Origin of the sequence: Bacillus sp. SJ-10 (assembly GCF_002843505.1) — a bacterium.
GTDB lineage: Bacteria > Bacillota > Bacilli > Bacillales > Bacillaceae > Bacillus > Bacillus velezensis.
On sequence record NZ_CP025258.1, the window covers coordinates 2,159,760 to 2,172,311 of the forward strand.

The 12,552-nt window shown below is 45.8% G+C and carries 13 protein-coding genes; 10 read left to right on the top strand and 3 right to left on the bottom strand.

Annotated elements, in window-relative coordinates; genetic code table 11:
• Positions 1-33 precede the first annotated feature (33 nt).
• The 8 genes from ccpN to CXL14_RS11090 all read left to right on the top strand — a co-directional run bounded on the left by ccpN (position 34) and on the right by CXL14_RS11090 (position 8,076).
• Entirely contained in the window at positions 34-672 is a 639-nt protein-coding gene (gene ccpN / locus CXL14_RS11055; protein ID WP_003152989.1) for a transcriptional regulator CcpN, read from the top strand.
• Between the two features lie 25 nt (positions 673-697).
• The gene (locus CXL14_RS11060; protein ID WP_017418169.1) at positions 698-1,510 is read left to right on the top strand and encodes a pyruvate, water dikinase regulatory protein; all 813 of its coding nucleotides are present in this window, start codon (positions 698-700) and stop codon (positions 1,508-1,510) included.
• A gap of 255 nt (positions 1,511-1,765) precedes the next feature.
• Entirely contained in the window at positions 1,766-2,272 is a 507-nt protein-coding gene (locus tag CXL14_RS11065; protein ID WP_014418404.1) for a YaiI/YqxD family protein, read from the top strand.
• Positions 2,273-2,293: 21 nt separating this feature from the next.
• On the top strand, positions 2,294-4,105 hold the full coding sequence (gene dnaG / locus CXL14_RS11070) for a DNA primase (RefSeq protein ID WP_007408290.1): 1,812 nt from the start codon (positions 2,294-2,296) through the stop codon (positions 4,103-4,105).
• 192 nt (positions 4,106-4,297) lie between these two features.
• Positions 4,298-5,419, top strand: a complete 1,122-nt coding sequence (rpoD, locus tag CXL14_RS11075; RefSeq protein WP_003152998.1) for an RNA polymerase sigma factor RpoD — start codon at positions 4,298-4,300, stop codon at positions 5,417-5,419.
• A 350-nt stretch (positions 5,420-5,769) separates the two neighbouring features.
• Positions 5,770-6,132 carry a cytochrome c550 gene (cccA, locus tag CXL14_RS11080; protein WP_003152999.1) on the top strand — a complete coding sequence of 121 codons (363 nt, stop codon included), beginning with the start codon at positions 5,770-5,772 and terminating at the stop codon, positions 6,130-6,132.
• A gap of 125 nt (positions 6,133-6,257) precedes the next feature.
• The gene (locus CXL14_RS11085) at positions 6,258-6,962 is read left to right on the top strand and encodes a tRNA (adenine(22)-N(1))-methyltransferase (protein WP_038460841.1); all 705 of its coding nucleotides are present in this window, start codon (positions 6,258-6,260) and stop codon (positions 6,960-6,962) included.
• Positions 6,955-8,076, top strand: coding sequence for a Nif3-like dinuclear metal center hexameric protein (locus CXL14_RS11090; RefSeq protein ID WP_014418401.1), 1,122 nt, complete (start codon positions 6,955-6,957; stop codon positions 8,074-8,076). The genes CXL14_RS11085 and CXL14_RS11090 overlap by 8 nt, the downstream gene beginning before the upstream one ends.
• A 20-nt stretch (positions 8,077-8,096) precedes the next feature.
• Here CXL14_RS11090 and CXL14_RS11095 read toward each other — a convergent pair whose 3' ends face one another.
• Both CXL14_RS11095 and vrrA read right to left on the bottom strand, forming a co-directional pair.
• A complete protein-coding gene (locus CXL14_RS11095) occupies positions 8,097-9,041 on the bottom strand; it encodes a 4-hydroxy-3-methylbut-2-enyl diphosphate reductase (RefSeq protein ID WP_029973409.1) in 945 nt (314 codons plus the stop codon).
• Positions 9,042-9,163: 122 nt separating this feature from the next.
• On the bottom strand, positions 9,164-9,859 hold the full coding sequence (vrrA, locus tag CXL14_RS11100; RefSeq protein WP_012118006.1) for a VrrA/YqfQ family protein: 696 nt from the start codon (positions 9,857-9,859) through the stop codon (positions 9,164-9,166).
• Between the two features lie 165 nt (positions 9,860-10,024).
• Between vrrA and CXL14_RS11105 the strand changes: the two genes are divergently transcribed.
• Positions 10,025-11,341: a DEAD/DEAH box helicase gene (locus CXL14_RS11105; RefSeq protein WP_015417834.1), complete on the top strand. Its 1,317-nt coding sequence runs from the start codon at positions 10,025-10,027 to the stop codon at positions 11,339-11,341.
• A gap of 10 nt (positions 11,342-11,351) precedes the next feature.
• Complete coding sequence (locus tag CXL14_RS11110) at positions 11,352-12,245, top strand: deoxyribonuclease IV (RefSeq protein ID WP_014418398.1); 894 nt, start codon at positions 11,352-11,354, stop codon at positions 12,243-12,245.
• 32 nt (positions 12,246-12,277) lie between these two features.
• Here CXL14_RS11110 and CXL14_RS11115 read toward each other — a convergent pair whose 3' ends face one another.
• The gene (locus CXL14_RS11115) at positions 12,278-12,532 is read right to left on the bottom strand and encodes a DUF2624 domain-containing protein (protein WP_014418397.1); all 255 of its coding nucleotides are present in this window, start codon (positions 12,530-12,532) and stop codon (positions 12,278-12,280) included.
• Positions 12,533-12,552: the final 20 nt, after the last annotated feature.

The following is a 12,552-nucleotide window of genomic DNA, read 5'->3' on the forward strand; positions in this document are numbered from 1 at the left end:
AAACATAGATAAAGAAACCCTTCCATAAAGGTGGTGAGTACGATCGAATTAAATAAACGGCAAGAACAAATTTTACAGATTGTAAAGGAAAACGGCCCGATTACCGGCGAGCATATCGCAGAACAGCTCAATTTAACGAGGGCCACGCTGCGGCCGGACTTGGCCATACTCACCATGTCAGGCTTCTTAGAGGCCCGTCCGCGGGTCGGTTATTTTTATACGGGGAAAACGGGAAATCAGCTGCTTGCGGATAAACTGAAAAAGCTGCAAGTGAAAGATTTTCAATCGATCCCTGTTGTCATCAATGAAAATGTCTCGGTATACGATGCCATCTGCACCATGTTTTTAGAAGATGTCGGCACGTTATTTGTCGTAGATCGTGATGCTGTCTTAGTCGGTGTGCTGTCACGCAAAGATTTGCTGCGGGCGAGCATCGGCCAGCAGGAACTTGCCTCAATACCGGTTCATATTATCATGACAAGAATGCCGAATATCGCCGTCTGCCGGCGTGACGATTATGTGATGGACATCGCCAAGTATTTAATTGAAAAACAGATCGATGCCCTGCCCGTTATTAAAGATACGGATAAAGGCTTTGAGGTCATCGGCCGGTTTACCAAAACGAATATGACTAAGATACTTGTCAGTTTATCAGAAAATGAAATCATATAAGCTTGAAAACTAACGGGGGGATAACATGGACAATCGCATCATTTATGTAGTATCAGACTCAGTCGGAGAAACCGCCGAACTCGTTGTAAAAGCCTCGCTCAGCCAGTTTAACGGCTCAGCCGATGATACGCATATCAGAAGAATACCTTATGTGGAAGATATCGGCACCATTAATGAAGTCGTGTCTCTCGCCAAAGCGGACGGCGGCATTATTTGTTTTACGCTCGTTGTTCCTGAAATACGCAAATACCTGGTTGAACAAGCGGAAAAAGCGAATGTGCTGTATTACGATATTATCGGTCCGCTCATCGATAAAATGGAATCGGCTTACGGTCTGACCGCCAAATATGAACCGGGCCGCGTCCGCCAGCTTGATGAAGATTATTTCAAAAAGGTCGAGGCGATCGAGTTTGCCGTCAAATATGACGATGGCAGAGATCCAAGAGGCATTTTAAAAGCCGATATCATCCTGCTCGGAGTATCCAGAACGTCTAAAACCCCATTATCACAATATCTTGCCCATAAGCGTCTGAAAGTGGCCAATGTGCCGATCGTTCCTGAGGTCGATCCGCCGGAAGAACTGTTCAGCGTTGATCCGAAAAAATGCATCGGCTTAAAAATCAGCCCTGATAAACTGAACCATATACGAAAAGAACGGTTAAAATCTCTCGGCTTAAATGACAAAGCCATTTATGCCAATATCAACAGAATTAAAGAAGAGCTGGAGTATTTTGAGAAAATCGTGGACCGGATCGGCTGCCAAGTCGTTGATGTTTCGAATAAAGCGGTCGAGGAAACAGCGAACATCATTCATCATCTCAAAACAAAGGGCCGATAACTCAGGACGCTTTATCCTGGGTTTTTGGGTATGCAAATAGGGAATAAACAAAAAGGATGGCATCTTCGCGAAGTTTGTATTATAATAAAAAATTGTGATAAAATGTTTATTTTTAGGTTTAAGCTTCGTGTGATACGAATAAACTATTATGGGTAAGATGTCAAGAATAACTCCCGGAAATTTTTCGACAAAGCTCAAAATAGATCCGCAGTCATGGAGCATATGCGATTTCGCTTGTTTTTATGCAGGAGATTGATGGAGGGATGGAGAATTAGTCTTCTAAATGAAAAAGAAAAGACGATTTTTGTCGATGCAGACGCATGCCCCGTAAAAGAGGAAATAATGCTCATTGCATCGCAATTCAGCGTTCGGGTTATTTTCGTCGCATCATTTGAACACTACCAGCTTTCCAGAAGCAAAGACGAGAACTGGGTATACGTTGATCCTCATAAAGAAGCGGCGGATTTATATATCGCAAACCATGTGAGATCGGGAGACGTCGTAGTCACGCAGGATATCGGTTTAGCCTCTCTTTTGCTGAACAGAAATATTGCCGTCTTATCGGAAAGGGGCCGTTCTTATACTGAAGACACGATTGACTTCGCTCTGATGAGCCGTCATATGTCAGGCAAAATGAGAAGAAGCGGCATTCATTCCAAAGGACCTAAAAAATTAAATAAAGAAGATCGGAATCGATTTGTTACCCTGCTTAAAAAAATCCTGTCGAATGATGAAGGGATTTCAAATCAAAACATCGAATAATGTACGACGGAGTGTTATAAGATGGGAAACCGCATACCAGATGAAGTAGTTAATCAGGTGCAGCAGTCAGCAGACATTGTTGAAGTCATAGGTGATTATGTCCAATTGAAAAAGCAAGGCCGCAACTACTTTGGGCTCTGTCCGTTTCACGGGGAAAACACGCCCTCGTTTTCCGTCTCCAGCGATAAGCAGATCTTTCATTGCTTCGGATGCGGTGCGGGCGGGAACGTTTTCTCTTTCTTACGGCAGATGGAAGGCTATTCATTTACGGAAGCTGTTTCTCACCTTGCGGATAAATATCAGATTGATTTCCCTGATGATATAACGATTCACTCTGCATCCAGGCCGGAATCTTCCGGAGAGCAGAAGATGGCGGAAGCCCACGAGCTTCTGAAGAAATTTTACCATCATTTGCTAATAAATACAAAGGAAGGCCAGGAAGCGTTAGATTACCTTTTATCAAGGGGTTTTACGAAAGAGCTCATAGATGAGTTTGAAATCGGCTACGCGCTGGATTCCTGGGATTTCATGACGAAATTCTTGAAAAAGCGCGGTTTTGAGGAAGAACTGATGGAAAAAGCGGGTCTGCTGATCAGAAGGGAAGACGGCAGCGGGTATTTTGACCGTTTCAGAAACAGAATTATGTTTCCCATTCATGATCACCACGGAGCCGTGGCGGCTTTTTCAGGAAGGGCGCTCGGAAGCCAGCAGCCGAAATATATGAACAGCCCGGAAACGCCGCTGTTTCATAAATCTAAGCTGCTGTATAACTTTCATAAGGCGCGCCTGCCGATCAGGAAAGAGGAGAGAGCCGTTCTGTTTGAAGGCTTCGCTGACGTCATATCCGCCGTCAGCTCAGGCGTAAAAGAAAGTATCGCCACAATGGGGACGTCGCTCACCGAAGAACATGTGAAAATCCTCAGGAGAAATGTTCAGGAGGTCATTCTCTGCTACGATTCGGATAAAGCCGGGTACGAAGCTACGCTGAAAGCGGCCGGCCTGCTCCAGAAAGCCGATTGTAAGGTAAGAGTAAGCATGCTGCCTGACGGGCTTGATCCTGATGATTATATCAGAACCCGGGGCGGAGAAAAATTCCGGACCGATATCATTGATGCAAGCGTTACGGTCATGGCTTTTAAAATGCAATATTTCCGCAAAGGGAAAAACTTATCTGACGAAGGAGACCGGCTCGCTTACATGAAAGAAGTGCTGAAAGAAATCAGCGCTCTTTCCGGGTCGCTTGAGCAGGAAATGTATGTGAAGCAGCTCGCCTCGGAATTTTCTCTTTCGGTAGAATCTTTGACGGAACAGCTTTCCATCTACGCCAGACAAAACGCCCCCGGCGACAAAAACGCTGAACCGCAGACAAGACGGGCCCGGGTGACGACAAAAGCGAAACGGCGCCGTCTCCGTCCCGCCTATGAGAACGCGGAAAGACTTCTGCTCGCTCATATGCTGAGAGACCGAAACGTCATAAAGAAAGTGATTGAGCGTGTCGGCTTTGAATTTAACATTGACGGACATCGTGCGCTGGCAGCATACCTGTACGCTGTTTATGAAGAGGGTGCTGACATGACGCCGCAGCATCTTATGGCGAGAATGCAGGATGAGGAAATCAGCCAGCTGCTTTCAGATATAGGGATGCTCCAAGTAAACGAGGAGCTCTCAGAGGCCGAGTTATCCGATTACGTAAAAAAAGTGTTGGATCACCGAAAATGGTCAATGATAAAGGAAAAAGAAGCAGAAAGAGCGGATGCGGAGAGGCAGAAAGACTTCGTGAAAGCTGCGTCTCTGGCTCAAGAAATTGTTGCATTGAACCGATCATTAAAGTAACACCAAAAAGAGGCTTGCGTTCTGATTGGCAATGATTCCTTGCGGAGGAGCAAATAGATCGCTTAACCTCATCATGAATTGTCATTTATTATCCGAAGCCCTGCATGCTGAAAAAGAGAGAAGGCTTCCGGGTCGGATAAGAAACATACCGCTTTTAGAATTCGTTGCAAGCTTTGGAAGGAGGGATCCATAATGGCTGATAAACAAACCCACGAAACAGAAACAGAACTTACATTAGACCAGGTAAAAGAACAGCTTACTGAAACTGGAAAAAAACGTGGCGTTTTAACATATGAAGAAATTGCTGAACGCATGTCCAGCTTTGAAATTGAATCAGACCAAATGGATGAGTATTATGAATTTTTAGGAGAACAAGGTGTTGAATTAATTAGTGAAAATGAAGAAACGGAAGATCCTAATATTCAACAGCTTGCCAAAGCCGAAGAAGAATTTGACCTTAATGACCTCAGCGTACCGCCTGGCGTAAAGATCAATGATCCAGTCCGCATGTACCTTAAGGAAATCGGACGGGTAAATCTTCTTTCTGCTAAAGAAGAAATCACCTACGCTCAAAAAATTGAAGAGGGTGACGAGGAATCTAAACGCAGACTGGCTGAAGCAAACCTTCGTTTAGTTGTCAGCATTGCTAAACGGTATGTCGGCCGCGGCATGCTTTTCTTAGACTTGATCCAAGAAGGAAACATGGGTCTCATGAAAGCCGTCGAGAAGTTTGACTACCGTAAAGGATATAAATTCAGTACGTATGCGACTTGGTGGATCAGACAGGCGATTACACGCGCCATCGCTGACCAGGCGAGAACAATCCGTATCCCGGTTCACATGGTGGAAACCATCAACAAATTAATCCGGGTGCAGCGTCAGCTTCTTCAGGATCTTGGCAGAGAGCCGACACCGGAAGAGATTGCTGAAGACATGGATCTTACGCCTGAAAAAGTCCGTGAAATATTAAAAATTGCTCAAGAGCCTGTTTCTTTAGAAACGCCGATCGGTGAAGAAGACGACTCACATCTCGGTGACTTCATCGAAGACCAGGAAGCGACATCTCCGTCGGATCATGCGGCATATGAGCTTTTAAAAGAACAGCTGGAAGATGTGCTGGATACGTTGACAGATCGTGAAGAAAACGTGCTGCGTCTCCGTTTCGGTCTGGATGACGGACGCACAAGAACTTTGGAAGAAGTCGGCAAAGTGTTTGGAGTAACGAGAGAGCGTATTCGCCAAATTGAAGCAAAAGCGCTTCGCAAATTGAGACATCCGAGCAGAAGCAAACGTCTGAAGGATTTTCTCGAATAGAATGGAACGGGTCTTTTTGATCCGTTCTTTTTTATGTATAAGATATATGGATAATATACCTTTATTTTACTGGATAAGCATATGTTTTGCAAATGAGTTCGGAAAAAATGCGGCATGTCCTGAAAGGGGGAAAATGAGATAAGTTTATTTATATTCTTTATTGTAAGCGTATACAATTCATTATACAATAGAATAAAGATAATTTTGTGATAAACAAAACAGTTATTTTTGCTTTTTGTATAAATTGTGAAATCAATGAAATTGCTGAGCAAGACCATTTACTTTTTGTAAAAATAAGTTAGAATTAGAAGTGTTTACATAGGGGGAGAATGAAAAAGGGGGATGGAGATATGAAGTGGAATCCGCTGATTCCTTTTTTGCTCATTGCAGTGCTGGGAATAGGGCTGACTTTCTTTTTAGCTGTAAAAGGCAACGGAGATGCGCATCAGATCGCAAGCGGCGGTGAAAGCAAAAATGCCGAGAAGGAAACTGCAAACGCTTCACCTGAAGAGATTTATAAAGCGAACTGCATCACCTGTCACGGGGAAAACTATGAAGGTGTGTCAGGGCCGAACTTAAAAGGCGTCGGCAAAAGAAAAGATGTCGCTGAGATTAAAACAAAAATTGAAAAAGGCGGCAACGGGATGCCCGCGGGCCTTGTGCCGGCCGAAAAGCTGGATGACATGGCAAAATGGGTTTCTGACATTAAATAAAGCTTTACCGGTCCCTATATAAAAGACATATGAAAAACTCTATCCGCCGCTTGGATTCCGGGCGGTTTTTTTATATGATAGTAAAGGAAAAAGAACCTGAGAAAAGTTGTGATATTGTGAATGAAATGAAGTTATCTAAAAGATTGCAGTCTGTGGCGGAATATATCCCTCCGGGTGCCCTGGTTGCTGATATCGGGTCGGACCACGCGTATCTTCCTTGCTATGCCGTTTTGAATCATTTGGCAAGCCGGGCAATCGCCGGTGAAATTACAGACGGGCCGTATCTATCCGCCAAACAGCAGGTGGAAAAACTGGACTTAAGCACTCTTATCTCCGTAAGGAAAGGTGACGGGCTGAGCGTCCTTGAAAAAGGAGAAGCCGGCGCCATTACAATCGCCGGCATGGGCGGAGCACTGATCGCTCATATTTTGGAATCGGGGAAAACGAAATTGACGGGGCGTGAACGGCTGATTCTGCAGCCGAATATTCATGCCGTTCATATAAGAGAGTGGCTGTATCAGGAAGGCTATGAACTGCTTGATGAAGTGATTCTCGAAGAAGACGGAAAGTGTTATGAAATCCTCGTTGCGGAAACTGGCGACCGTGATGCGCCTTATCGGGACGTGCCGATGGCTGCCGGAATGCTTGCGGGTCCGTTTTTATTAAAAGAGAGGAATGAAGTGTTTCTTCGGAAATGGAGCCAGGAACTTAAACATACTGAACAAATTTATGAACAGATCAGCCGCAGCGCAAAGCATGAAAATCATGAAAAATTAGCTGAATTGAAAGAGCGGATCTCTCTGCTGAAGGAGGTAATCGGACATGCCTAAACATGTGAACGGACAGGAAATCATCCAGCTGTTTGAACAATTTTCACCGAAGGCTTTTGCGGTGGAAGGAGACAAAATCGGCCTGCAGATCGGTACATTGAATAAGCCGGTGAAAAATGTCATGGTGACACTGGATGTTCTGGAACAAACGGTAGATGAAGCCATTGAGAAAAAAGTTGACTTAATTATCGCCCACCATCCGCCGATTTTTCGGCCGCTTAAACAGATCACCACTGATCAGCCTGGCGGAAGACTGATTGAGAAATGTATAAAGCATGATATTGCCGTATATGCGGCTCATACGAATCTTGATGTAGCGGACGGCGGTGTTAATGACCTGCTTGCCGAAGCTCTCGGCCTGACAGACACAGAGGTGCTCGTCCCGACATACTCGGACCCGCTGAAAAAGCTTGCCGTATATGTTCCGAAAGACTATGAAGAAGCTGTAAGAACCGCACTCGGTAACGCCGGAGCGGGACATATCGGCAATTACAGCCATTGCGCGTTCTCCTCTGAGGGAATCGGCAGCTTTAAGCCGCTGGACGGGGCAGAACCGTTTATCGGACAGACGGGAGAACTGGAGCTCGTCCATGAAGTGAGACTTGAGACCGTTTTTCCGGCAAGTATGGAGAGAACCGTCGTAAAAGCGCTGAAAAAAAGCCATCCGTATGAAGAAGTGGCATATGATATTTATCCGGTGGAGCAGTCTCCGCTTGAAAAAGGGCTCGGCCGCATCGGAAAACTTCAGCAAGACATGACGCTTGAAGAGTTTGCGCTGTTTGTGAAAGAAAAGTTTGACGTTAACGGAGTACGGATGGTCGGAGAGCGAAACAGCAAGGTGAAAAAAGTCGCGGTTCTTGGCGGTGACGGAAATAAATATATTTATCAGGCAAAGCGGAAGGGTGCAGATGTTTACGTGACGGGCGATCTTTATTTCCATGTAGCGCATGATGCGATGATGATGGGATTAAACGTTGTGGACCCTGGGCATTATGCTGAAAAGATCATGAGAAAAGGCACGGCTGAGAAGCTTACGGCAATGGCCGGAGAGAAAAACTATGACGTGCGCATTTTCGCTTCCGAAACAGATACAAACCCATTTACCTTCTTATAAAAAAACTGAGGCCCCGGGCCTCAGTTTTTTATTTTTACTTTCGGAAGGATTTTTTTAAGCGGCACACTGTGTTCAAGCTGCCATGTCGATTCATCGTTGTGGTCAAACTGCTCTAAAAAGCGGATGACTTCCTTTGTAATCGGTGTCGGTGTTGATGCGCCTGCAGTAATGGCGACGGTATTGACGTCTTTCAGCCATTCGAGCTTCAGTTCACTGATGTCTCCGATTCGGTAGGCTTTTGTTCCGGCGATTTCTTCTGACACTTGCGCCAGTCTGTTGGAGTTATTGCTTTTCGGATCACCGACAACAATGGTTAAGTCCGCTTTTTTTGCCTGCTCTGATACAGCTTCTTGACGAACCTGTGTGGCCAGGCAGATTTCCTGATGGTATTCCACGTACGGGTACTTTTCTTTGACTGATTCCATAATATCGTGGACGTCCCACTGGGACATTGTCGTTTGGTTTGTAACGATTAATTTCTCAGCCTGAATATCGAGATTTCTCACGTCTTCCTCTGTTTCAACGAGATGAACGATTTCAGGAGCGACGCCGACGGCTCCTTCAGGCTCGGGGTGGCCTTTTTTGCCGATATATATGACGTGATAGCCTTCAGCTTTTACTTTCCGGATTAAGTCATGTGTTTTCGTGACGTCCGGGCATGTGGCGTCAATCGTAACGAGCCCTTTTTCCTCAGCGACTTTTCTTACTTCCGGAGATACCCCGTGAGCCGTGAAAATAACGGTTCCTTTTTCCACCTGCTTTAAAATCTCCAGACGGTTTGTGCCGTCAAGCGTGTAAATGCCGTCTTCCTCAAACGCATCTGTGACATGCTTATTATGAACAATCATTCCGAGTATATATATAGGTCTTGGCAGTGTTTTATCGAGTGACGCGTTTTTGGCTATGACCATGGCATCAACAACGCCGTAACAGTAGCCGCGCGGCGATATTTTGATAACGTTCAATGTAGATGTCCTCCTATCAAAAGTGAGTGTAGAGGCAATATAAAAAGCCGTAGTTAAACGGCTCAAATCTTGCATTCTTCTGATCTCATTATAGCTAATCTTTCGTGAGATATCAAAGAATGTTAAATATATAATTTCGGCTTTGATCTGCCCGATGTTCTTTTTGGACGCGGCTGTTCCGCTGAGTCTGCCTGTGCGGCGTCTTTTTCTTTTGAAGCGGATGCTTTTTCAGACGTCTTCTTTGATGTTTTGGATGAGGCGTCTGATTTGTTTTCATCTTCTGTTTCATCTGTTTTTTCAGCTTCATCCTTTTTGTCCTGTTCGTCTGTTTCTTTCGTCTCGTCAGATTCATTCTCGTCATCACTGCTGCTTAATTGGCTGTAAAGCTTCATCATGGCGGGCAGACTCCGTACTAAAGGACCGTACTGCTGGATCATCGGCGTAACCTGCTGCGCCACGCCGAGCACCTTCTGAACATTGCCGAGCATGCTCGACAGGGATGCCGGACTTGCCAGGTTCTGTATTCCCTGCAGTCCTGCACCTGCTCCTCCGCTGGCCGCCGCCGGTGCCGACGCGGCAGCGCTTCCTCCTCCTGAACCGGGTAAAAAACGGGAAAGCATCCCTTTTAAGCCCCCTCCGCCGCCCGTGCCTGCGTTTCTCAGGCCCGCTCCGGCAATCTGCTGCTGAGGGAAAAGCTGCCGGCCCTGCTGCATCAGCTGCCGGCCCGGCAATGACGGTCTTCCTCCCATCATCATACGCGGATTCATAAACGGCCGGCCCTGCTGCGCCATATTTCTCATCGGCTGCTGTGGAAACATACTTGTACCTCCTTTCTGTCTCTCTGCTATTACAATATGCATCGGAGGGGGCATTTGCTTTTCTGTCTCGAAAACAGGATTCCCCCAAGACATGGTGTTTTTAAGTAAAATCGGTTATAATGTGATGATGGACACAGAATGTGCCGCTTTAAGGAGCTGGGAAAAATGAAAGAAACTAAATTTGATGGATACAACTTAAAACCGTTTATTATAGATGCAGTTCACCGCCTTGGTTTTTATGAACCGACAGATATTCAAAAGCGTCTGATACCTGCCGTACTGAAAAACGAAAGCGTGATCGGGCAGTCCCAGACGGGGACGGGGAAAACCCACGCCTATTTATTGCCAATTTTGAATCGGATTGATCCGGGTTCTGATACGGTACAGGCTGTTATCACGGCGCCGACGAGAGAGCTTGCCAATCAGATTCATCAGGAAGCGCTCAAAATCACACAGGGTGCGGAAGATGAGCCGATCCGGACAAAATGCTTCATCGGCGGGACGGACAAGCAAAAATCAATTGATAAGCTGAAAACACAGCCTCATCTCGTCGTCGGAACGCCGGGCCGGATCGCGGATCTGATTAAGGCGCAGGCATTGAACGTCTATAAAGCGCAGTCTCTCGTCATTGACGAAGCTGATCTGATGCTTGACATGGGTTTTTTAGAAGACGTTGATTACATCGGATCGCGTATGCCGGAAGAACTTCAGATGCTTGTGTTCTCAGCTACGATTCCGGAAAAGCTGAAGCCGTTTTTGAAAAAGTATATGGAAAATCCGAAGTACGCGCATGTTGAGCCGAAAAGAATCACAGCCGAAAAGATTGAACATGTTTTGGTTCCTTCTAAACAGCGTGATAAAGACAAACTGCTTTTTGATATGATGTCTCATCTGAACCCTTATCTGGGCATTGTGTTTGCAAATACGAAAAACACGGCTGACCATATTGCGAAATACCTGACTGAAAAGGGTATGAGGATCGGTCTTCTGCACGGGGGATTAACGCCGCGTGAGCGTAAGAAGGTAATGAAGCAGATTAATGATCTGGAATTCACTTATGTCATTGCGACAGACCTTGCGGCAAGAGGAATTGACATTAAAGGCGTAAGCCACGTCATCAACTATGAGCTTCCGGACGATCTGGATTTTTATGTTCACCGTGTCGGAAGAACCGCACGCGCCGGTTCATCAGGCCAAGCACTGACCATTTATGAGCTTTCTGACGAAGATGCGCTCGTAAGACTCGAAAAGATGGGTATTGTGTTTGACTATGCGGAGCTTGTAAACGGCGAATGGAAGAAAGGCGATGACCGCCACCGCCGCAAAAAACGCAAAAAATCGGAGAATGAGGCCGACCAAATGGCGAAGCGCCTCGTGAAAAAACCGAAAAAAGTGAAGCCGGGCTATAAAAAGAAAATGGGCTACGAAATGGAAAAGATAAAAAGAAAGCAGAGAAGAAACAAATCTAACAAAGGAAAGTAGGGGAATCGGGTTGCTGAAAATAGGTTCACACGTCTCAATGAGCGGAAAACATATGCTCCTTGCCGCAAGCAAGGAAGCTGTTTCGTACGGGGCGAATACATTTATGATCTATACGGGCGCTCCCCAAAACACGCGCCGCAAAAAAATTGAAGACTTGAATATTGAAGCGGGCCGCGCCCATATGAAGGAAAACGGCATCGACGAGATTGTCGTGCATGCGCCGTACATCATTAACATCGGAAATACGACAAATCCGGCAACGTTTGAGCTGGGCGTTGATTTTCTGCGTTCTGAAATTGAAAGAACGGCAGCGATCGGCGCGAAACAGATCGTGCTTCATCCAGGAGCGCATGTCGGAGCCGGGGCTGAGACGGGCATCAAAAAAATCATTGAAGGTTTAAACGAAGTGATTGTTCCCGGTCAAAACGTGCAGATTGCGCTGGAGACAATGGCGGGCAAAGGATCAGAATGCGGGAGAAGCTTTGAAGAGCTGGCCGAAATCATTGCGGGAGTCACGCATAATGAACATCTATCCGTCTGCTTTGACACTTGTCACACCCATGACGCCGGGTATGATGTCGCTAATGATTTTGACGGTGTTCTTAACGAGTTTGATAAAATCGTCGGCATCGATCGGATAAAAGTCCTTCATGTTAACGACAGTAAAAATATCAAAGGCGCCCGGAAAGACCGCCATGAAAATATCGGGTTCGGAGAGATCGGTTTTGACGCTCTGCAGTACATCGTTCATCACGAGCAGCTTGCCGATATTCCGAAAATCCTCGAAACACCGTATGTAGGCGAAGACAAGAAAAATAAGAAGCCGCCGTACCGTTTTGAAATCGAAATGCTGAAAGAAAAACAGTTTGATAAGGAGCTTCTCGAAAAAATATCAGCTCAATAAGAAAGAAAGGAGGGGCGGGTGTCCCTCCTTTCTTACCCTGAGAATTGATTGAAAAGTTCGTCAACTTTCCGCGCCGTTTCTTTTGAGGTTATCGTTTCCACTTTTTTCAGCAGGCGCAGCCGCTCCTGATCATCAAAAATATTGATGTTTTTTCCGTGCATCAGAGCCGCTACCTCAGCCGCTTGACTCCTCGTAATGCTGATTCCGTATTGCTTGGAATATTTCAGCAGATCGTCCGCAGTGACTTGATTGAGCCGCTGCAAAATAATTCTTTGTATTAAAATCATCGATACTTTCACCTCTTTAG

Coding starts and splice junctions, on each gene's coding strand:
- CXL14_RS11060 (WP_017418169.1), top strand. CDS start 698: ATGGACAATCGCATCATTTATGTAGTATCAGACTCAGTCGGAGAAACC.
- CXL14_RS11065 (WP_014418404.1), top strand. CDS start 1,766: ATGGAGGGATGGAGAATTAGTCTTCTAAATGAAAAAGAAAAGACGATT.
- dnaG (WP_007408290.1), top strand. CDS start 2,294: ATGGGAAACCGCATACCAGATGAAGTAGTTAATCAGGTGCAGCAGTCA.
- rpoD (WP_003152998.1), top strand. CDS start 4,298: ATGGCTGATAAACAAACCCACGAAACAGAAACAGAACTTACATTAGAC.
- cccA (WP_003152999.1), top strand. CDS start 5,770: ATGAAGTGGAATCCGCTGATTCCTTTTTTGCTCATTGCAGTGCTGGGA.
- CXL14_RS11085 (WP_038460841.1), top strand. CDS start 6,258: ATGAAGTTATCTAAAAGATTGCAGTCTGTGGCGGAATATATCCCTCCG.
- CXL14_RS11090 (WP_014418401.1), top strand. CDS start 6,955: ATGCCTAAACATGTGAACGGACAGGAAATCATCCAGCTGTTTGAACAA.
- vrrA (WP_012118006.1), bottom strand. CDS start 9,859: ATGTTTCCACAGCAGCCGATGAGAAATATGGCGCAGCAGGGCCGGCCG.
- CXL14_RS11105 (WP_015417834.1), top strand. CDS start 10,025: ATGAAAGAAACTAAATTTGATGGATACAACTTAAAACCGTTTATTATA.
- CXL14_RS11115 (WP_014418397.1), bottom strand. CDS start 12,532: ATGATTTTAATACAAAGAATTATTTTGCAGCGGCTCAATCAAGTCACT.